The 22,158-nt window shown below is 67.7% G+C and carries 11 protein-coding genes and 1 tRNA gene; 6 read left to right on the top strand and 6 right to left on the bottom strand.

The window, feature by feature from the left end; all coding sequences use genetic code 11:
• Positions 1-21: 21 nt before the first annotated feature.
• The 4 genes from RDV55_RS00545 to RDV55_RS00530 all read left to right on the top strand — a co-directional run bounded on the left by RDV55_RS00545 (position 22) and on the right by RDV55_RS00530 (position 4,686).
• Positions 22-97: transfer RNA gene (locus tag RDV55_RS00545), tRNA-Arg, on the top strand.
• A 275-nt stretch (positions 98-372) separates the two neighbouring features.
• On the top strand, positions 373-1,356 hold the full coding sequence (locus RDV55_RS00540) for a methylenetetrahydrofolate reductase (protein WP_111823021.1): 984 nt from the start codon (positions 373-375) through the stop codon (positions 1,354-1,356).
• 81 nt (positions 1,357-1,437) lie between these two features.
• Positions 1,438-3,759 (top strand): 5-methyltetrahydropteroyltriglutamate--homocysteine S-methyltransferase, encoded by a 2,322-nt coding sequence (gene metE, locus RDV55_RS00535; protein ID WP_111823022.1) that lies wholly within the window; start codon positions 1,438-1,440, stop codon positions 3,757-3,759.
• Between the two features lie 495 nt (positions 3,760-4,254).
• Entirely contained in the window at positions 4,255-4,686 is a 432-nt protein-coding gene (locus RDV55_RS00530) for a winged helix-turn-helix domain-containing protein (protein WP_111823023.1), read from the top strand.
• A gap of 177 nt (positions 4,687-4,863) precedes the next feature.
• Here RDV55_RS00530 and ilvA read toward each other — a convergent pair whose 3' ends face one another.
• A complete protein-coding gene (ilvA, locus tag RDV55_RS00525; protein ID WP_111823024.1) occupies positions 4,864-6,150 on the bottom strand; it encodes a threonine ammonia-lyase IlvA in 1,287 nt (428 codons plus the stop codon).
• Between the two features lie 85 nt (positions 6,151-6,235).
• Between ilvA and orn the strand changes: the two genes are divergently transcribed.
• Together orn and RDV55_RS00515 are read left to right on the top strand one after the other, a co-directional pair.
• Positions 6,236-6,883 (top strand): oligoribonuclease, encoded by a 648-nt coding sequence (orn, locus tag RDV55_RS00520; protein WP_111823025.1) that lies wholly within the window; start codon positions 6,236-6,238, stop codon positions 6,881-6,883.
• Positions 6,884-7,117: 234 nt separating this feature from the next.
• Entirely contained in the window at positions 7,118-7,906 is a 789-nt protein-coding gene (locus RDV55_RS00515; protein WP_111823026.1) for a single-stranded DNA-binding protein, read from the top strand.
• On the opposite strand, the gene RDV55_RS00510 is transcribed toward RDV55_RS00515, so the two are convergent.
• Genes RDV55_RS00510 through RDV55_RS00490 form a run of 5 tightly spaced genes read right to left on the bottom strand, consistent with a single transcriptional unit; the run spans position 7,903 to position 21,860 of the window.
• Positions 7,903-8,367, bottom strand: a complete 465-nt coding sequence (locus RDV55_RS00510) for a holo-ACP synthase (protein WP_111823027.1) — start codon at positions 8,365-8,367, stop codon at positions 7,903-7,905. The two genes, RDV55_RS00515 and RDV55_RS00510, sit on opposite strands and share 4 nt — an antisense overlap.
• 3 nt (positions 8,368-8,370) lie before the next feature.
• The gene (locus RDV55_RS00505) at positions 8,371-17,598 is read right to left on the bottom strand and encodes a polyketide synthase (protein WP_309187974.1); all 9,228 of its coding nucleotides are present in this window, start codon (positions 17,596-17,598) and stop codon (positions 8,371-8,373) included.
• A 44-nt stretch (positions 17,599-17,642) separates the two neighbouring features.
• Complete coding sequence (locus RDV55_RS00500; RefSeq protein ID WP_111823028.1) at positions 17,643-19,199, bottom strand: acyl-CoA carboxylase subunit beta; 1,557 nt, start codon at positions 19,197-19,199, stop codon at positions 17,643-17,645.
• Positions 19,196-20,989 carry an acetyl/propionyl/methylcrotonyl-CoA carboxylase subunit alpha gene (locus RDV55_RS00495; protein WP_111823029.1) on the bottom strand — a complete coding sequence of 598 codons (1,794 nt, stop codon included), beginning with the start codon at positions 20,987-20,989 and terminating at the stop codon, positions 19,196-19,198. The genes RDV55_RS00500 and RDV55_RS00495 overlap by 4 nt, the downstream gene beginning before the upstream one ends.
• A complete protein-coding gene (locus tag RDV55_RS00490; protein ID WP_111823030.1) occupies positions 20,976-21,860 on the bottom strand; it encodes a biotin--[acetyl-CoA-carboxylase] ligase in 885 nt (294 codons plus the stop codon). The genes RDV55_RS00495 and RDV55_RS00490 overlap by 14 nt, the downstream gene beginning before the upstream one ends.
• Positions 21,861-22,158: the final 298 nt, after the last annotated feature.

Raw genomic sequence — 22,158 nt, 5'->3', positions numbered from 1 at the left:
ACAGGCGGCGCACCGCGCTATGCCTCCGTAGCTCAATGGATAGAGCAAGGGCCTTCTAATCCCGAGGTTGCAGGTTCGAGTCCTGTCGGAGGCGCCACTGGCGTTGACATCTCTCGATCTCCTGTGAGACGGTCCTGTCACAAATGCTCGTTGTGCGGACCGCGAATGCACGGTGCATACGAACCCGGACATACTGGGAGCATGAACGCACGAACGAACACCACTCGTCGCATGTGCGGGTCGATTCGTGCCCGAATGTGCAACTGACTGACACCGCCGTCCGCCATTGCCCAGGCTCGCTCCCGCCACCACATCACCACCAGCGCCGATGCGCACCCACGTGAGGGCCAGCCGCTACCCGAGAGTCCCATCGTGCCCTTCTCTGACGACGCCTACGCCTGTCCGTGTACCCACGACCACGAACCCACGCTCCTGTCCTTCGAGGTCATGCCCCCGCGCAAGCCCTCCCTGGAAGAACCCTTCTGGAAGACGGTCGATGAGCTGCTGCGCGTGCGCCCCGACTTCATGTCCGTCACCTACGGTGCAGGCGGCAAAGATCGCTCCAACGCCCGCTCGACGGTCCATCGCCTCGTGAGAGACACCCCGATCCAGCCGATCGCGCACCTGACCTGCGTAGGTAACTCGACCGACGAGGTCGTCTCCGCCGTCTACGACTACCTGGACTCGGGCGTGCGCACCTTCCTGGCGCTGCGCGGCGACCCGCCGGTCGGACAGGAAGACTGGGAGCCCGGTCCCAGCGGCGTCGCCAGCGCTACCGAGCTGATCCACCTGATCCGCACCGTTGAAAAGCGCCGCTGCGACGCCCACCCGGGTGAGGCCCTGCGTTCCGCCTTCAAACCCCTGACGATCGCCGTCGCGGCTTTCCCCGCGGGCAACCCTGCCGCGGGAACCACGCCCGCGCAGGAAGTCGAACGACTCCTCGTCAAGCAGGCTGCCGGCGCATCCTTCGCCATCACCCAGCTTTTCTGGGACGCCGACGTTTATTCCTCTTTCGTCGATCGCGCAAGGCGCGCCGGCGTCACCATCCCGATCGTTCCTGGCCTGCTGCCGGCCACCGACCCGGCGCGCCTGCGCCGCGTCCAGGACCTCACCGGCATTGAGGTCCCCGAATACCTGCTCACCACGCTTGCCGACTACCCCCATCAGGACGCGCGCGACGAGTTCGGTGCCGTCTTCGGCTCTCGCCTCATCCACTCCGTCTTGGAGGCGGGCGCACCCGGCGTCCACCTCTACACATTCAACAGGTCCAAGCCCGTCCTGGACATCTTGGCCCTCATGGGAGTCACGCCTGACCCACTTCGGTCCCAGGACTGTGCCCCCGACACCAGCGCCTGAGCGCTCCCACCATCCACCCTGCGGCAGGGTGCGGGGCTATCCCGCGCACGCCGAACGAGTAGCACACCCAAGGAGAACACCATGTCCGCTGCCCCCGCGCAGTTTCCCACAGCCACGATCCTGGCCTATCCGCGTATCGGACGCGGCCGCGAGCTCAAGCGTGCGCTCGAGGCCCGTTGGGCCGGGCGCATCACCGAGGCCGAGCTGACCCAGGCCGCCAACGATCTGCGCAAGGCCAACCTCGCGCGCCTCGTCGAGCTTGGCCTGAACCCCACCGATGCCTCCCTGGCCGACGCGCCCTCCCTCTACGACCACGTCCTGGACGCCACGATCCTCCTGGGTGCCATTCCGCCGCGCTTCGACGGCCGTACTGGCCTGGACCTTTACTTCGCGCTCGCCCGCGGCGACGACAAGGTCGGACCCGAAGAGATGACGAAGTGGTTCGACACGAACTACCACTACCTCGTCCCCGAGATCGGCCCCGACACGCCCCTGCGTTTCGCCGACGACACGGTCACCCGCCGCTTCATCGACGCCCGCGAATGGGGCTACGTGACCCGTCCCGTCCTGGTCGGCCCCGTCACCTACCTGGCGCTGGCCAAGGCCGACCCCGCCACCCCCGACTTCGACCCGCTCACCCGCATCGACGAGGCCGTGGCCGCGTACGAAGAGGCGCTTGCCTCCCTCCACGCCGCGGGCGCCCCGTGGGTCCAGCTCGACGAGCCGGCCCTGACCTCCGATAACCTCTCGCGCACCCGCGTCGAGCTGGGCGAGCTGGCCGCCCGCGTCTACGAGCGCTTGGCCGCCGCCACAGAGCGTCCCCAGATCCTGCTCACCACCCCCTACGGCGACGCCTCCCACGCGTTGCCCGCCCTGGCGAAGACCGGCGTCGAGGCCCTGCACGTCGACACGCTGCGCGGCTCGCTGCCCGAGGGCGCGGACCTGTCGGGCGTCACCCTCGTCGTCGGTGCCGTCGACGGCCGCTACATCTGGCGCGCCGACCTGGCCGAGCTGCGTGAGATCCTCAAGCGCGCGCAGTCCCTGGGTGCCGCCCGCGTCACCGTCGCGACGTCCAACTCCCTCCAGCACGTGCCCCACGATACCGCGCTGGAGACCTGGGACGATGCGACCCTCGACGAGAACCTGCACGCCTGGCTCGCCTTCGCTGACCAAAAGGTTGTCGAGGTTGTCGCCCTCGCCCGTGGCGTGGACCAGGGCTGGGAGGTCATCGACGCAGAGGTCGCCGAGGCCACCCGAATCCTGGAAGAACGCGCCGCCGCCCCCGGCGTCGTGCGCCCCGAGGTCCGCAGCCGCACCGCTGCCCTAACCGACGCCGACCGCACCCGCGAGCCCTATCTCGAGCGCGAGGCGGCGCAGACCGAGCGCCTGCACCTGCCTGCGCTGCCCACGACGACCATCGGTTCCTTCCCGCAGACCACCGAGATTCGCAAGGCCCGTGCGGCCAACGCGCGCGGCGAATTGTCCGACGCGGACTACGAGGCACGCATGCGCGAGGAGATCGCATCGGTCATCACGCTCCAGGAGGAGCTGGGACTCGACATGCTCGTTCACGGAGAGGCCGAGCGTAACGACATGGTTCAGTACTTCGCCGAGCTGCTCGACGGCTTCGCGGCCACCCGCAACGGCTGGGTGCAGTCCTACGGCTCGCGCTGCACGCGCCCGTCCGTCCTGTGGGGTGACGTCTCGCGTCCCGCGCCCATGACCGTGGGATGGACCAGCTACGCGCAGTCGCTGTCGGACAAGCCCGTCAAGGGCATGCTCACCGGCCCCGTCACCATCATTGCGTGGTCCTTCCCGCGCAACGACCTGGCGCTCGGCGAGATCGCCGACCAGATCGGCCTGGCACTGCGCGACGAAGTGTCCGACCTCGAGGCCGCCGGCATCGCCGCCATCCAGGTGGACGAACCCGCCCTGCGCGAGCTGTTGCCCCTGGACGCCGACCGCCACGCCGACTACCTCAACTGGTCCGTGGGTTCCTTCCGCCTGGCCACCTCCTCGGTGCGTCCCGACACCCAGATCCACACGCACCTGTGCTATTCCGAGTTCGGCCAGATCATCGACGCCATCAAGGGGTTGGATGCCGACGTCACCTCGATCGAGGCAGCGCGCTCCAAGATGGAGGTCGTACCCGAGCTGGCCGAGGCCGGCTTCGACCACGGCATCGGCCCCGGCGTGTGGGACATCCACGCCCCCCGCGTCCCCGGCACCGAGGAGCTCGCCGAGCTCATTGGCCTGGCCGCCGACGCCGTGCCGGTCTCACGCCTGTGGGTCAACCCCGACTGCGGTCTTAAGACCCGTGGCTACGAGGAAACGAAGGCGTCGCTGGACAATCTTGTCTCTGCTACTCGGCAAGTGCGTGCCCAGCGCGGCCTGGAGAGCTGAGTGTTCTTCTAGGCGATAGGTGAGGGGCGGGCCCGATGGGTCCCGCCCCTCACCGTATACGCATCAACGGATGTGCACGATGGGTCAACGCCCACCGGCGTGTGTGGGTATGCACCCCTGCCCGCCAACGTAACGGTGTGCGAAAGCGCCGGCCCTCGGGGCAGTGCGCTCACGCTGTTCGATATGGCTTCTCATCCCCGTCATCTCGCCGATTTGTCGTCATTGTGAGGGTGGCTTGGGGGAGTCGCGGCTCGGCCGCCCCGTCAACACAGGCTGTTACACAGTCTCGCTGTGTGGACATTGTGTTGCTCGGACGTAAACCGTCCGACAGACTTGAACCATGACGACCTTCGCGAACCCCATGTGCTGCCCCTGCGGTGGCATGATGTCGCGAATGTGTATGTGATTGACGCCCCAGATCCCCTGTCAATCACCGCCGCAGTGATATACCCACGCCGATAGTGGGAGTGCGGCCCCGAAGAATCGGATACACCCATGCCACTCGTCAACACCCCTGCCGCCTCCGTCCGCGCCGACAACGACACCCCCACCTCCTACGAGGATTTCCTTGATGTGCTGGCCGGCCTGCGACTGAGCTCCTCCCGCATCGACATTGACCTCGACCGCGGACAGGTGATCCTCGACGGACGCGACGCAGGCCTGTCCGCCAAGGAGCACGACCTCCTGGCCCACCTCGCCGCCAACACCGATCGTTGCGTCACCCGTGACGAACTCTTCGCCTCCGTGTGGGCGGACTCCGAGCTCGGCTCCGACTCGCGCACCGTCGACGCCCACATCCGCCGCTTGCGTAAGAAGCTGTCCATCCTGCCCGACCTGATCTCCACGGTCCGCGGCGAAGGCTACCGCTTCAACTCCACACCCTCCGTGCGCGTGCGCGTCAGCCGCCCCGTCACCCTCGCCGCCTGATCTCCTCTCGGCGGCGGACCCAGCCGCCGCACCCTGCCGCGCCCCGCTCGCGGGAGCGCAGCATCGACCTCGGGCGGCTCCCAGCCCAGCCACGCAGCGGGACAGACGAAAAGGGGAGAGGGGCCACGGCCTCGTCCGGAGAAACCGCGCCCCTGTGTGCTTCTCTGTCCGATCCTGTTAGATCACGAGCCGCGTGATTTCCGAATCCAGTGGCAGTTCTTCCACGTGTAGAGGCGAGGACTCCATGCGGTGTCGAAGCCCGTCGATGTCATCCGGGTTCGACAAATCGATTCCCACCAGTGCGGGCCCGAGCTCGCGGTTGTTCTTCTTCGTGTACTCGAAGTGAACGATATCGTCCGCGGGACCCAATACATCGGACAGGAACACGCGCAGCATGCCCGGCTGCTGCGGGAAGGTCACGAGGAAGTAATGGCGCAGACCCTCGTGGCGCAGCGAACGCTCCATCACCTCCGCGTAGCGCGTCAGGTCGTTGTTACCGCCCGACACGACACACACGATCGCGCCGTCGGAGCGACCCAGCAGAGCCTTGCGATCCGCCGGGTCCGTCAGATAGACGTGCGCGGCCGTCGACGCGAGCGCACCCGCGGGCTCCGCGATGACGCCGTCGGACTGGTAGAGCTCCAGCATCTCCGTGCACACCGCACCCTCGGGCACGACCAGTACGGAGTCAACAAACTGGGAGGCGATATGGAAGGGGAGGGCACCCGTGCGGCCCACCGCCGTGCCGTCCACAAACGGATCGACCTTCGCCAGAGACATCGGCTGCCCCGCCTCGAGGGCGGCGTGCATCGACGCCGCGCCCGCCGGTTCCACGCCAATGATCTTCACCTCCGGGCGATTGGCGCGCAGCCACGTCGCGATGCCGGCGATGAGGCCACCGCCGCCCACGGGGATCAGGATCGCAGCCGTGTCCTCGGGCATCTGCTCCTCAAGCTCGACGCCGATCGTGCCCTGGCCAGCGATCGTGAAGGGATCGTCGTAGGGATGGACGTAGGTGCGGTCGGTCGCGCGCGCCGCCTCCTGAGCGAGTGCGTTTGCGCGGTCGAACGTGCCGTCGACGATGACCTGCTCGACCCACTGACCGCCGATCGTGGCGATACGGCGGCGCTTCTGGCGAGGCGTGTTCGAGGGCAGGTAGATGGTGCCGCGTACACCCAGGTGGGCGCAGGCGTAGGCCAGTCCTTGCGCGTGGTTACCGGCCGACGCGCACACGACGCCGCGCTCGCGCTCGGCGGGGGACAGGAGCGACATGCGCGCGTAGGCACCGCGCACCTTGAAGGAACGGCACTTTTGCTGGTCCTCGCGCTTGAGCAAGATGTCGACGCCGGCCTCATCGGACAGGCGCTCAGAACGATCCAGGTTCGTGCGAACGGCAACCCCCTCCAGCGCGGTGGCGGCTTGGCGGATGTCTGTGGGTGAGGTCGCGCGAGAACTAGCGGTCATGAGAACTCCTTCCAATACCCCTCTAGTGTAGTAGTGGCCACCGCACATTCGGCCCACCCAACCGTATGACCCAGAGCGCACTAACATAGAGGGTGTGAAAACTCTGAAAGACCCACTGGTCTGGATTGACTGCGAAATGACCGGCCTGGACGTCGAGCGCGACGCCCTCATCGAGGTGGCCGTGGTCGTCACCGACGGCGACCTGCGAATCGTCGACCCCGGCATGGACGTGCTGATCACGCCGCCCGCCGAAGCCCTCGATAACATGAACGACTTCGTGCGCAACATGCACACCTCCTCCGGGCTGCTCGATGACCTGCAGACCTCGGCAGTGTCGATGGAGGAGGCAACCGAACAGGTCCTGTCCTACATCAAGCGCTTCGTTCCCCAGCAGGGCAAGGCACTTCTGGCGGGCAACTCGGTGGGTACCGACAAGATGTTCCTCGAGGCCAACATGCCCTCCGTCACCGACCACCTGCACTACCGCCTGGTGGACGTCTCCTCCATCAAGGAGCTGGCCAAGCGCTGGTACCGCGCCGCCTTCGCCGAGTCGCCGGACAAGCACGGCGGCCACCGCGCGCTGGCCGACATTCTTGAGTCCATTCAGGAGCTGGAGTACTACCGCCGCGTGCTGTTCCCGGCCGAGTCGGTCACGACGGAGCGCGCCCGTGAGGTCGCCCGCGAGGTCCTCGCCCTTGGCATTCCCGCGATGGGCGAGGCCACCGAGGCCTGAACTCCATCTTGACGCCCAGCGGCGGCACCCTCACGGCGGTGTCGCCGCTTTGCTGTCCCCGCTATGCGGGAGTGCCATCCACAGGCAGTGCCGACGGCCGTGCCCTATCCACAGGGGTGCGCTTTGTACGCCCGTCGTCCACAGGGCGTGCCCGAGCGCTTGAGGGGCACGACTCGCGGGGCTTTCCTGGATGCATCCGGCCAGCGCCGGCCAGAACGGACAAAGGATGCAACGATGCAGGACATATCGACGACCCTGAAGGGGCGAATCGGATCGGAACCCATGATGAAGCACGTCAAGGGTGACATCTGCGTGACAACCTTCCGACTCGCGATCACGAAATGGCGCTTCACGAGTGACACCGGGACGGGTAAGGCCTCCTACGTGGAGGACGGTGCCTACTGGTACACGGTCGAAACCTGGGACACCCTAGCAGCCAACGTGTTTCGCAGCTGCCGCAAAGGCGACCCCGTCATCGTGGTCGCCCGCCCCGTGCCCAACGGTTGGATCGACGGGGCGGGGCAGGTCAGATCATCGATCGTCTACCGGGCCTCCTCGGTCGGCCACGATCTGGCACGGGGGACCTCCCAGTTCACGAAAAATGGCACGCACTCGACCGACGTCGCGGCGGGCGGGACGGAGGGGGATCCCTACTCGACGAGGGCGGGGTCGGATTCCCAGGTCACGTCCCAAGCCGGGAGTGCCCAGGGCGAGCTGACGCACGAGCCGCACTCCCAAGCGGTCGCGCCAGGCGAGGGGACAGGCATCCCACTGGATGATTCAAGGACCCCGGGCATCGTACCCACGATTCATGCTCCGAGTGCCGATGCTCAAGGCACCCTCACTCCTGCGGTCACGTTGGAGGAACACACGGGATGCAAGGAGGATTCCTCGGGACTGGGTGAGAGTAGCTCGTCGTGCTTCGACTATTCGGCGCTGGATCGCGCCGGTGCTGAGGCACCGAAAAGCGAGGAGCTCGAGCCTATTGACGGCGGCGCGGACGCGCCGCCCGATGTCGCCTAGGCGGGCACGTCCACGACCGCAACCTGCGCGATGGCGCTCGTCCCGTCGTGGCTGATGGACACGAGCACCTTCCACGTGGAGGGCGCTCCGAGTGACTCCTCGCATGCTGCACCGATGCGTCCGTGCAGAGCCAGAGCGGGGCGGTTCCACTCGTCGTTGATGACCTCGATCTCGCGCCAGTCCACCTCGTCGGCACCGATTGGGGGAGGAGAACCAAACAGCGCGCACGACCACGCCTTAATGAAGGCTTCCTTCACCGCCCACAGGCCGCCCGCGTGGCGGGCAACTGCCTCGTCAAAGCGGGCGGAACCGGGCTGGGCACCGGAGGTGGCACCGGCGCGGGCGCGGACCCGGCGGGCCTCCCTAGGCGTCAGGACGCCGCTGAGGAAGGCCGAACCCGGCTCCCTCACCTGAGCGGCAAACTCAGGGAGGGAGACCAGGTCAACGCCGAGCCCGCGCATCGCTCACTTGTCTTCCGGCAGGTGGTAGAAGCCGTCCTCGCCCAGGCGAGCAGCAGGATCCAGCAGGATCGCGGCCTCGACCTCGTGAGCGTCACCCGCGACACCGGCAGCCGGGTCGTCGGGCAGACGGCGACCCTCGACCGAGGTGAACAGCGGGGCGTGACCCAGCATGCCCATCTCGATGTGGCGCTGGCCGTTGCGCAGTCGGCGATCTGACGCTGCGCGCCACGCTTCGAGGCGCTCACGTCCGGCCTCGCGCTCCACGATGGCCTCGAAGGCGGCCGGGTTGACCAGTGCCAGGAAGCCGGAGACGTGTCCGAAGCCAAGCGAGGTCGCGAACGCCGCGCGCACCGGTCCACGAGAGGACAGGTTGAGCGGGGAACGCAGCCACACGAGCGGGCTGTACTTTTCCATCGCGTCGTCGACGCAGTCCAGCGCGACGTTCGCGGGGATCAGACCCGTGCGGAACACGTCGATGATGCCGCCGACCTGGAACACGCAGGCACCACCCTTCGCGTGGCCCGTGAGGGTCTTCTGCGAGATGACGAGCAGCGGGTTACCCGGAGTGCGGCCCAGCGCCATGCCGACGCGGGTGTGCAGGTCGGACTCGTTGGGGTCGTTGGCGTTCGTGGACGTGTCGTGCTTGGACACGAAGGCCACGTCGTCGATGCCCACGCCCAGCTCCGCGAGGTTGCGGGCAATGACCGAGTCGGCTCCGCCGCGGGCCACCGCGAGTGCGCCCAGGCCGGGTGCCGGAATCGAGGTGTGCGCGCCGTCGCTGAAGGTCTGCGTGTGTGCCACAACAGCCAGAACCGGCAGGTTCATATCGAGGGCCACCGAGGCGCGGGTCAGCAGCACGGTGCCGCCGCCCTGTGCCTCGACAAAGCCGCCGCGGCGGCGGTCGTTAGCACGCGAGACGAAGCGCGAGGAGATGCCACGAGCGAGCAGCTCATTCGAGTTCGCCGTCGCGTTCATCGCGCCGAAGCCCACGATCGATTCGACTTGGATGTCGTCGATCGCGCCGGCCACGACGAAGTCGGCCTTGCCTGCCTTGATCTTGTCGAGACCCTCTTCGATGGAGACCGCGGCGGTCGCGCACGCACCGACCGGGTTGATCATCGAGCCGTAGCCGCCCACATAGGACTGCATGGTGTGCGCAGCCACGACGTTGGGCAGGGTCTCCTGCAGGATGTCCTGCGGGTAATCCTCTCCCAGGAAGCGGTCAACGAACAGCTTGTGCATCGAACGCATGCCACCGAAGCCGGTGCCCTGCGTGGAAGCAACGGTCGCCGGGTGAACGACGCGCAGCAGCTCGGCGGGGCTGAAACCAGCGGACACGAAAGCGTCCACGGCCGAAACCAGGTTCCACACGGCGATCGGATCGATCGAGTCGAGCATCGAGGCTGGGATGCCCCAGCGAGCCGGATCGAAGTCCGTGGGGAACAGGCCACCGATGCGGCGGTTCAGCGTCGCACGACGCGGCACGCGCACCTGGGCACCGGACTTGCGGGTCACCTGCCACTCGCCGAAGGCCGTCTGCTCGACCACGGTGAACTGCGGGTCAGCCTCGGCGTAGGAGCGTGCCTCTTCCTCGTCTTCAACCGTGAACGTGATGTCGCGGTCCAGGAAGACCATCGCGGACTCGGGCGTGTAGCCGTCGTGCAGTGGGCCGTCGTCGTGGAAGAAGCGCACGCCGGAGCGGGCCACGACCTCGTCGCGGTAGCGATCGAAGATCTCCGACTCAGGAACTAGCTGGTCGTCCTTGTCATACCAGCCACCCACGGGGGTGTCCGACCAGGTCAGCAGGCCGGTCATCCACGCCAGCTCGAGCACGCCCGCGGGGGTCAGCTCGACGCTGCCATCGGTGCGGATACCGAGCTCGGCCTGGACGCGGGTACGGGCGCTGCCCCACGGGCCGACCTCGCCGTGACCAACGATGACGACAGTGTCGGCCAGCGACGCGGTGGTGTCACCCCACTGGCCAGGCTCGACGTGCGGCACAGTCACCTGCGAGGGCGAGGGCAGCGCGGACACGGTCGCAGCCTTGTCTGCGGGGGCACTCTCGGGGGCGGAGGCCTCGGCCTGGGCGCGCAGGGCGCGCAGGTCGATGGAGGAGTCCAAGCCACCGGTGAGGTCCGCGTCCACGGGGGCGGAGGCGGCCCGGGCGCGAACATCGGCGCTCGACAGGTTCAGCAGCTGCTCGGCCATCTCTTCCGTCGACCAGGTGCGAACTCCCGCAGCCTCGACGGCCGCGACCATCGGGTCGTTGCCGCCCATGAGGCCGGTGCCGCGCACCCAGCCGATACGCGGGTGAGCGATGGACACACGCGAACCCCAGATCGGCTCGGCCGCCCAGCGGGTCGCGATCGCATCGAAGGAGGCCTTGGCCTCGGCGTACGCCCCGTCGCCGCCGAAGATACCGCGGTTGGGGGAACCGGGGAGCACGACGTGCAGGCGGTGGTCGGCGTGGGTGTCGGAACCGATCGCGCACAGGCCCGCGATGGAACGCTCGACGCTCCAGAGCAGCAGGCGCATCTGGTTCTCGGAGGCGGCACCGGCGTCAGCCAGCGTGCCCGAGACCCGCGGAGCCGCGAAGGGGTAGAACAGCGTCGGGACCAGGGCTTCCTTGGTCACCTTCACGTCGGCACCCACGGACTTGGTCTGCTCGGTGCCGATCCACTCCACGAGCGCGTCCACGTCGCGGTAGGAGGCCAGGTTGGCGGGAACCAGCCACAGCTTCGCGCCGCCCGCCGCGTGCGTACGGTAGAGGTCCTTGGCGAAGGCCAGACGTGAGGCGGAAATCGACGAGGAGGTCGCGATCACCGTCGCACCACCGGCGAGCAGACCGCCCACGACTGCGCCACCGATGGAGGCGGGGGTCATACCCGTGACCACTGCGACGTCGTTCGCGTAGGGCAGGTCGGCGGCGGAGGACAGCGCGTCGGCGGCGATCTGCTCCAGGCGAGCAGCACGATCAGCATCGCCCTCGGCGCGCAGGCGCTTGGCCCAGTACGAGGCCTGCTCGGCCACGGCTCGGCCGGTGCCGACGAAGGACGCGCCATCGGCGAGGGTTCCTTCGGCGACGAAGCGGGCGACGTCCTCACGGGCGGAGGCCCAGCGGTCGTCCAGCAGGACGGCGCGTGCGGCGTCGAAGCGAGGGGCAACCAGGTCGACCCAGCCAGAACCCAGCTCGGCGGCGACCGCATCGATGACGCGAGCGTCGTCGTTGGCCTCCTCCTCGGTGGGGGCGGGGGTGTTCAGTCCCAGATCGGACAGGATCGTGCGAGCGATCTTGGCCAGGACACCGTCCTCACCGGTGACGGAGGAAGCGTAGGCGTCCAGCGCGGCGGAGTCGACCACACCGCCGCCAGCGGAACCACCGGCGCTGGGCAGGGACACGGCGATGCCTTCGCGGGCCGCGACGGCGGCCACGGCAGCGTCGATGAGGGCATCGACCCCGGCGGCGTTCGTCGGGGCATCCATGGGCAGTGTCGCCAGGTCCCCGTCGCGGGTCGAGGCACCCTCGCGGGTGCCCAGGACGATCTCGGCGGTGACGTGCTGGGCCCAGCCTGCGCCCAGCTGCCATGTGCCCGTGACGCGCTCAGAGATGCGGTTGGCCTTCACGCCGGCGGCACCGAAGAGCTTGCGGGTGCGCTCCTTGACGGCTTCGGCCAGGACTGGGCCGAAGGGCTTGTAACCCTTGGCAGCCTTGTCGACCGTGGCGGACAGCGTGGCCACGTCCGCCTCGCCGGCGCCGTCGATGGAGTTCAGGCCCAGCTCGGAAGACATGTCCATGAGCAGCTGGTTGCGACGCGAGGACACGCCGTTGGTCAGCGACTCGGTCGTGTCGGTGGCACCGACCTCGTCGATGCGGATCTTTGCGGACAGGGCCAGCAGGGCCACAATCGCGGAGGACGCCGTGAAGGGCAGGTCCGCGACGTCGGCACCCGAGGGACCGCCGCTCGGAGCTGCGGGCGCGGGGGCCGCAGCGGCCTCGGCAGCGGGGGCAGCCGGAGCGGGAGCCGGAGCAGCCTCGGCGGCGGGAGCAGCCGGCGTGATCTCATCGTCGTCGTCCTCCTCGATCACGGCGACGTCGGTCGCGTAGACGCGGGACTCGTCGCGCTGGACGTTGAAGACGTCGACGCGCGAGAGAGCGAACTCGGGAGCGAGGAGAGTGCGGGCAGCCAGGTTCGCCAGTGTCGGGGCGGCACCCAGGCCCACCTCGATGACCTGCTCGACACCCAGGCCGGCAACACCGGGGGCGGCCTGTTCGGTCGAGAGCAGCACGCGCTGCGTCTCAATCCAGCGCACCGGGGATGCGAACTGCCAGCACAGGAGCTCGATGAGCAGGGTGCGGGTCAGCTGGCCGGGGTTGGCCAAGGCTGCGTCCCACGCGCCCTCCGTCTCGAGCAGCTCACGCACGGTCTCGGAGGGAACCTCGTCCAGGATGGACTGGGCGAACTCGCGGGTGAGCTCAAAGGGACGCGCCACCAGGTTGGGAATGTAGCGACCCACGAGCTTAGCGGGATCGATCTGCTCGGGCAGACGCTCGTCGACCTTCGTGCGGAAGTCCGCCACGCCGCCGCGCAGGACGCTGGAGTGGAAGGGCACGTCGATGCCGGGAACGTACATGAAGGGGCGCTTGCCACCCTGCTCGGCGGCGCGCTTGGTGGCATCGGCCTCGAGGGCCTTCAGACCCGCGACCGTGCCGGCGACCGCGTACTGCTGGCCAGCCAGGTTGAAGTTCACGATCTGGAGGAACTCGCCCGAGGCCTCGGCGACGGACGCCACGTACTCGAGGACGTGGGCGTCGTCGATGCCGAACTGGTTCGGACGCAGGGCACCCATACGGTAGTTCGAACGGCCACGCTCGTCGCGAGGCACGAGGGAGTGCATCGTGGAGCCGCGCTGGAAGACCAGATCAAGGACGGTCTCAAGCGGGAAAACGTCGGCGTAGGCGGCCAGCGCGTCGTACTCGCCGAGGGAATGGCCGGCGAAGGCAGCGCCGGGAACCAGGACTCCTTCTTCGCGCATGCGGGCCGTCTGGCCGATCGCCAGCGTCGCGAGTGCGACCTGCGTGAACTGCGTGAGGTTCAGGACGCCCTCGGGGTGACGGTAGGTCACGCCGCGCGCCACGATCTCGGTCGGGTTGTCACGCACGATCGCCAGGATGGAGAAGCCCATCGCGGAGCGGGTGTGTGCGTCGGCGCGGCGCCAGACCTCGTCCACGGCCTTGGACTTCGTGCGCTCGTCCAGGCCCATGCCGGCGCTCTGGATTCCCTGACCCGGGTAGACGTAGGCGACCTTCGGGGCAAAGGTGTAGGCCGACGCGCGAGAGACAACCTGCTTGTTGATGCGGCAGGTGACTTCGAGGGACAGGCCGCCGCCAACGACGCGACCCACGCGCTCAACGGTGATCTCGACCTCGTCGTTCAGGTCGACGGTGCCGTACATGTAGTACGTCCAACCCGCGATCTGCGCGCCGCCCTGATCGGCGACGACGGCCTCGGCCGCGTGCTGAGCGGTGGCCGACAGCCACATGCCGTGCACGAGCGGAGCGTCCATGCCAGCGACCTTGGCGGCCGCGTAGGAGGTGTGGATCGGGTTGTAGTCGCCCGACACGATCGCGAAGGGCGTCATGTCGTCGGGGGCCTTGACGCTCACTCGGCGCAGGACCGAGCGCGGCGTGTCCACGACCTCGACGTTCGCACCGCCGAAGGGCGCGGCCTCGGAGGGAGCGCGGTTGCCGGTGGCGCGGCCACGGATCGCGAAGCGCTCCTGAGTCGAGCCCACATACTGGCCGTTCGATGTCAGCTCGAGGGCGACCGTGACGATACGACCGGAGGAAGACTCATCGACGGCGGCCACGTGGCTGGTCACGTCGATCGAGGTGATACCGCGCGCGAGCATCTGCTCGGGCGTGGCCTCCAGCGTGATCGAGTGATCCAGGTGGACGGCGTTGAGCAGGCCCTCAATGACCGGGTAATCGTCGTGGATGGCCGATCCCAGGGCCGCGTAGATCGCGGGCCACGCCGGGCCGAGCAGGGCGTCGGGAGCCCAGGCGGCCAGCTCGTACGAGGCCGGAAGGGCAGCGCCGGTGGCCTCAGCGTGGTCGAAGCCCAGGGTGGGGGCCAGTGTGAAGGAGTAGTGGGCCTCTCCGAAGACAGACTTCTCGGAGGGCACCATCACGGGCAGCGCGTCGACGGTGTCACCGGCGACGGACACGGAGGTCACGCCGGCGGTGGCCGCGAGCATCGCGTACATGTGCTGGGGCAGCTTGGCCTCGTCGATGACGGGAACCGCGCCGTCCTCTCCGGACAGGACGAGCGGGAAGACCAGCTCGCGCACCGCGTGCTTCTCGGTGCCGCGCGGGTCGTTATCCCACGCGGTGTCCAGGTGGATCACCATGTCCACGCCGGTGTCGGTCGGGTTCAGGGAGACGCGCTCCTCGTCCAGGATCGCGGCCGGGTTGGTCATCAGGTGGCCGGTCCAGGAGATGAAGGGGACCTTACGCAGCCATTCCTCGCGGGTCGCGGCGGGCTTGCCGTTGCCCAGACGCGCGGCGACCGGGGTCGCGATGGTGCCGGAGGCAGCCAGGCGCTCGGCGGCGGCAGCCTCGAAGCGACCCAGCAGGGACGCGACGGGCTCGTCGACGCGGTCGATGCCGGCCACGGAGACCGGGCCGGGGATGATACGGACCTGGTCGGCGGTGTAGCGCTCGTCCTGGGCCTGCCACAGGCAGTCCTGGCCCCACCAGCGGATCAGGTCGTCATCCAGGATCGGGACGAAGGGCATCGGCTTGGGGTAGGAGCGGCACAGGGCCGGGAACCACGCCGCGTCAATGGGGGTGACGTGGGTGGTCGCAGCGTTGGGGTAGGCGGCCATGAGGCGATCAGCCGCGGCGTGCGCGTCCGCGGCGTCCTCGACGCTCGGGAAGAGCGTCTCCACCTCGCCGTGATCCACGGGGGCCAGACGCGCCTCGACGCGCTGAAGCAGGTCGTGGTAGCGGATCTGCCACGTGGGATCGACCCACGGGTAGGACAGGTCGGCGAAGCGACGCACCCAGGCCTCGTAGGTCATCTCTTCGAGGTCACCGAAGTACGGCTTGGCCGTGTGCGAGAGGATCTCGACGATCTCGTCCTTGCGGGCGCGCACCTGGGCACCGTCGGATCCGATCTCGGCGATGATGCGAGCGGCTGCGGCAGCAGCATTGGACACCTCGTGCATGTCGGCACGCAGGTGGGACAGGCCCGAGGTCATACCGCCGCGGGTCTGGCCCTCGCCGACCCAACCGCCCAGGTCGTCGCTGTCGGGCACGCCCGGGGTGGCGACGAGGAGTTCCTTGACGGCCTTGGTGGTGTGCGCTTCCTTCGTCGTCATGGCGGCGGTACCCACGAGGACGCCGTCGACGGGCATGGGCGGGCGGCCGTAGCGGGCCGACCAGTCGCCGGTCAGGAAGTCGGCGGCGCGCTCGGGGGTGCCGATGCCGCCGCCCACGGTTAGGACGATGTTGGACTGGGCGCGCAGCTGGGCGTAGGTGGCCAGCAGCAGGTCGGACAGGTCCTCCCACGAGTGGTGGCCGCCGGAGTGGCCGTCCTCCACCTGGACGATGACCTTGATCGGGTCGGCCTCGCGGGCGATCGCGATGACCTTGCGGATCTGGTCAACGGTGCCGGGCTTGAAGGCCACGTAGGGGAAGCCGTCGGCGCGCAGCTGTTCGATCAGGGCGAGAGCCTCGTCCTGCTCGGGAATACCTGCGGAGACAACGACGCCGTCGATGGGGGCACCGGATGCGCGCGAACGCGACACGATGCGGGCCTGGCCGAACTGGAGGTTCCACAGGTAGCGGTCCAGGAACATGGAGTTGAACTCGGCGGTGTGACCGGGGCGCAGCTGGGCGCGCAGGCCCGCCAGATTCTCGTTGTAGACCTCTTCGGTGACCTGGCCGCCACCGGCCATCTCGGCCCAGAAGCCAGCGTTCGCAGCTGCCGCGACGATCTCGGGGTCCACGGTTGTGGGGGTCATGCCGGCCAGCAGGACGGGGGAGCGGCCGGTCAGACGCGAGAACGCGGTGTCGACGACGGTCTTGCCGTCGGGCAAGGTCACGAGGCCGGGGCGCAGGTGCGACCAGTCGGTGCCGGGCTCGGGGGCCCAGCCGGGGGTCGCGACCTGGTCACGGTCCGCTGCGGTTCCGGCGGCGACGACGCCGACGCCGGTGCCCTCGACGAGCGCGCGGGTCATGCGCACAGTCGTGGCACCCGGGCCCATGTCAACGATCCAGGTCGCGCCGGACTCGGCAGCCGCGCGGATCTGCGCCGGCCAATCCACGGGCGTGGTGAGGACCGCGGAGGCCAGGGTGTGGGCGAGCTCAGCGTCGATGCCGCACTGGGCAGCCCACTCGTCCACGAGGGCGAGTGCGTCGGCAAGCATGGGGGAGTGGAAGGGCACGTAGACCGGCAGATACTCGCACACAGGGGTCAGCGGGCGGCCGCCGCGCTCGTGGGCGTCGTGAGCTGCCTTGTCCTTGGCGGCAGCGCGCTCGATGGCGGCAACCAGGGACGCCAGGTCGTTCGGAGCCCCCGACACCACGTGAGTATCGGTGTCGTTGCGCAGCGCGATCGACACAGGGTGCGAGGTAGAGGGCAGGGAGGCGATGATGCGCTCAAGGAGTGCATCGGACACTCCGCGCACGGACACCATGTAGGTTGCGTCCCCGGCGTGCGGCGCGCGGGCACGGCGCGTGACACGAGCTGCGGCCGCACCGATCAAACGGGCGAGCGCGAACACGGAAGCTGCCCTGGCCTCGTCCCCTGCGATCCACGCACGGGCGATCTCAACACCGAGCACACCCTGAGAATGTCCCTCGAAAGCGGTGGGCTGGTTGCCCACGATGTTCAGGCCGGCGCGCGTCAAGTCGATGAGCGCGGCCAGCTGAGCGGCAACAATACCCGGAACAGACAGGGCCGCCTCGTCGGGACCGCCCACCGCACGAGTCACAGCCTCCTCGCCAGCCTCGGCCGGAATAGCGAAAGGCAGGGCAGCAACCGACTGTGTGGCCAGTGAACGGCGCACCGGGGAGAGCACCTGGTCCGAGGCCTTGATGACTCCGGCGACGATCGCGGCAATCTCGGGATCATGAGCGATCTCGTCGAGGGCAGCGCGCCACGGAGTGGCCTGACCGGCAAAAGTCAGCGCGTAGGGGGTCTCATTCAGAGAGGACACAAACGACATGTTCTTACTTTCCTTCGGGGACAATTCTTCTCAAACGATGCCGGTCACAGGGGACCGTTGTCGTGACGCTTGACGTGGGGAGCGCGCTGATCCTTGGAGGCCAGCAGGTGCAGGGAATCGATGATGGTCTGGCGGGTGTCGGCGGGAGCGATAATGCCGTCGAGCTGACCGGAGGACACCGACACCTCGGGGTTGACGGTCTCCTCCTCGTATTGGGCAACAAGTCGCGCCTTCGTCTCTTCGAATGTCCCGTTCTCACGGGCACCAGCGAGCTCGCGGCGATACATGATCGACGCCGCACCCTCGGCACCCATGACAGCGATCTGCGCGTCCGGCCACGCGAACGCGAGGTCGGCGCCGATCGACTTCGAGCCCATAACGATGTAGGCACCGCCGTAGGCCTTGCGCAGGATGACAGTCACCATCGGCACGGTCGCGTTCGCGTAGGCGACGATGACCTTCGCGCCGCGACGAATGATGCCCGCCTGCTCCTGCTCGGTGCCCGGACGGTATCCCGGAACATCCACGAAGGTGACGATCGGCAGGCCGAAAGCATCGCAGAAACGCACGAAACGCGCCGCCTTTTCCGAGGCATCCACGTCCAGCGTTCCCGCATCATTCATCGGCTGGTTCGCCACGATGCCCACCGACTGCCCATCGACGCACGCGAAACCGATCGTCACGTTGGGAGCAAACAGGTCCTGGATCTCCACGTACTCACCGTGGTCGACGAGCGAGCGTACGACGTCGCGCACGTCGTAGGGCTGACGCACCGAGGTTGGGACCAGCTCCGCGACACCTCGTGCCGCGGCCTCATCCTCGGGGTTGGCGATGTACTCGTACTTAGGGGGAGCAACCTCGCACGAGGAGGGCAGGTAGTCCAGGAGCGAGCGAACGTAATCGATCGCCTCTTCCTCGGTATCAGCCATGTGGTGGGCGACGCCGGACTGGAAGTTGTGGATCGCCGCGCCGCCCAGCTCATCGAGCGTCACCTTCTCGCCGGTCGTCGCTGCGACGACGTCAGGACCCGTCACAAACATGTGCGAGTTCTCGCGCGTCATGACGATGAAATCGGTGAGGGCAGGCTGATACACAGCACCGCCCGCGCAGGGGCCCAGGATGATCGAAATCTGGGGAACCAGGCCAGAGGCCTCGCACGTCTTCTTAAAGATGCGCCCGTACTGGGCCAGGGCGACGACACCCTCCTGGATACGGGCACCACCCGAATCCTGAATGCCGACAATCGGAATACGCATGCGGATGCCGCGGTCAATCAGGTCGACGATCTTGTCGCCCTCGACCTTGCCCAGGGTTCCGCCCAGAACCGAGAAGTCCTGCGCGTAGGCGGCGACCATGCGCCCCTGCACGCGGCCATAACCAGCTGCCACCGCTGATCCAATGCGACCTGCGCGTACCGAGCCGCCGATAAACTGGCCGACCTCATGCCACACGCCGTCATCAAAGAATAGAGATAGGCGCTCGCGGGCCGTCAGCTTCTTCTTCGCGTGCTGGCGCTGGGCTGCCTTTTCTTCGGCAGCCTGCGCGATTGCGTCCTGGGCCTGAATGAACCCGTCACGTGTGAGCGGGCTGGGTGTGCTCATTGTGCCTCCTCTTCAGTGGCGATGTGGGCAATGCGGGTTCCGGCGGTCACCGTGTCACCCTGCGCGATCGACAGGGAGGTGACGGTGCCCGCGCGCGGAGCCAGTAGTGGCTTTTCCATCTTCATGGCCTCGAGAACGGCCACGAGCTGGCCTTCCTCCACCTGGTCGCCTTCGGCAACGCCCAGGGCGACGACGATTGCCTGCATGGGGGCGACGACGTCGCCGGGAGCACCCTGGTGGGCTCCAGCCTGGACCGCAGAGGCGCCCGCGCGGCGCGGGGCCGAACGCAGTGGCTGCGGCGGACGCGGGGCCGTGGCGGCAGGGGCGCTGAACATGCCCGCCGGCAGCGTCAGGGTTACGCGGCGCCCGTCCAGCTCGATGATGTAGGTCTGACGCGGCAGGTCAGCCGTCGACGAGGCCTCGGCGGGCACAGCCAGATCCGAGTAGTCGTGCCGGGGCATGAAAGTCGTTTCGAACCAGCGAGTGGATACGTTGAAGCCGCCCACCCCGCAGAAGTCGGGATCGTTGATGATGTCCTGGTAGACGGGCACCGGGGTGGCCACACCCTGCACCGAGAACTCGGCCAGTGCGCGGCGCGAACGAGCCAGCGCCTGCTCGCGATCTGCGCCCGTCACGATGATCTTGGCGATCATGGAATCGAAGGCCGTCTGGACGGAGTCGCCCTGATCGATGCCGAGCTCAAGGCGGATGCCGGGGCCCAGGGGCCAGTGCACCTCGTCGAGGCGTCCGGCTGTGGGGGTCAGGTCCTTCGACGGATCCTCGGAGGTTACGCGGAACTCGAAGGAGTGTCCACGAGGCTGTGGGGGAGTGGTCAGCGGCAGGCCCTGGGCGATGCGAATCTGTTCGCGCACCAGGTCGATGCCCGTGACCTCCTCGGACACGGGGTGCTCGACCTGCAGGCGCGGGTTGACCTCAAGGAACCAGATGTTGCCGTCCGGCTCCAGCAGGAACTCCACCGTACCGACGCCGACGTAGTCCACGTACTCGAATAGCGCCCGCGATGCGTTCACGAGCGTCTCGTGCGCCCCTTCGGGCAGGAACGGCGCGGGTGCCTCCTCGACGAGCTTCTGGTTGCGTCGCTGCACCGAGCAGTCGCGCGTCGAGATGACGTGGAAGTTACCCAGCGCGTCGCGCGCCGACTGGGTCTCCACGTGGCGTGCGACCTCGACGAAACGCTCGACGAAGTGCGCGCCGAGGTCAGCGGCATCGGTGTGGCGCGCGAAGAAGAGGTCGAGATCAGCCTGAGAGCGGATGATGCTGATGCCTCGGCCGCCGCCGCCATCTGCACGCTTGAGCACCACGGGGTAACCGGCTGACTCGATAAATGCTTCGACCTCCTCGCGCGAACTCACGGGCTCGGACACACCCGGGACCGGAGCCACGCCGCATGCCTCGGCGACGCGTCGCGCCTTGATCTTGTCGCCCAGAGCGTCAATGACGCTCGACGCGGGACCGAGCCATGCGATACCGGCATCCTCGACGGCGCGCGCAAACTCAGAGTTTTCCGACAGGAAGCCGTAACCCGGGTGAATCGCATCCGCACCCGTCTCCAGCGCGATTGCCAGGATCTTCTCGCCGTTCAGGTACGTCGATGCCGCATCCTCACCACCCAGCGACAGCGCCTCGTCGGCTTCGCGCGTGTGCGGGGCGGCCATGTCCTGATCGGCGTAGACCGCGATCGTCGCGATGCCCATATCGGTGGCCGTGCGGCAGACGCGCAGAGCGATTTCGCCACGGTTGGCGACGAGGATTCGATTAATTGTTCGCACGCTTCTCCTTGGTGTCGTGAACGGTTGTCAGAGGAATTCCAGTGGCCAGGACATCCCCGGCGTTGACGGCGTGGGTGCTCCCGTCGTCCGTACGCACGAGGAGGGCACCGGTGGGCGTCAGTGAGACCGCGACCCCCTCCATCGCCACGCGCCCGCTGGGGTCGGTCGGTGCTGCGAGTGCGATGCGCTGCCCGAGGAGGGGCAGGGCTCGGGCGGCCTCGTCCGCGAGGCCGGATTCGGTGGCGTTTCCGTTGCTGATCAGGGAACGAATACGCTCATCGAGGCCACGCAGAACGTCGGCGAGCACAGACAGGGTGACACGATCGGGGGCCTGTGCCGCCTCGTCGTCGCCTTCTGCGTACAGGGAGGTTGCCTGCGCGGTGGCGAGGTTATCGGGGCCTTGAGCGATGTTGATGCCGTAGCCGAGGATGACCGCCGTCGTAAAAGGGGACGAGGAAGGGGCAAGCTGGGCAAGAATGCCGCAGATCTTACGTGCCTCGTCGACGAGGACATCGTTGGGCCACTTGAGGCTGACCGTGTGGCCCAGAGGCTGAAGCCGCGTTGTGAGTGCGTCGCGAACGGAGAGCGCGCAAGCGTAGACAAGCCATCCCAGTTGTTCGGGGGGCAGTGACGTGGGCAGGGAGACGATGGTGGAAGCGAGGAGGGCTTGGCCTTCGGGGGCGATCCATGTGCGTCCGAGGCGGCCGCGGCCCGCGCTTTGGCTATTGGCGATGATCGTCGTCAGATGCGGGGTGGGCGTCGTGGTGTCGGCGAGGAGGCTCGCAGCGAGGTCGTTCGTTGAGGGGGTGGAGCGAATGTAGTAGATGAGCGCACTGGTGCCGTCGACCGTGATGCGTTCGGGTTTATCCAAAGCCGTCCCTCCCTTCGGGTCATGCTGTTTGATAGTGGAGACACTCGTCCCCGGTTACTTAAAAGTTTGTCTTAAAACTCAAACCTACGCTCGCGTTTTTTAAAACATTGCAATAGTTTCCGGAAAATCACTACGCGTCCGTAACCAAGGCATAACCCTTGTGGGAAGCGGAAGGCGCGAATGCTGGGAAATAACGCCCTGAGATGAGGATCACCGAGGCTTGTGTTCCGGTGGGTGGCTCGCTGCCCCACGTTGGGTCGCTACCATAGGTGTGAATACGCGTGCGCGAGCGCGCCCC

The organism is Schaalia odontolytica (assembly GCF_031191545.1).
In the GTDB taxonomy this organism is placed as follows: Bacteria; Actinomycetota; Actinomycetes; order Actinomycetales; family Actinomycetaceae; genus Pauljensenia; species Pauljensenia odontolytica.
The sequence above is the reverse complement of the archived record's forward strand: the minus strand, read 5'-3'. Positions and strand labels throughout refer to the sequence as shown.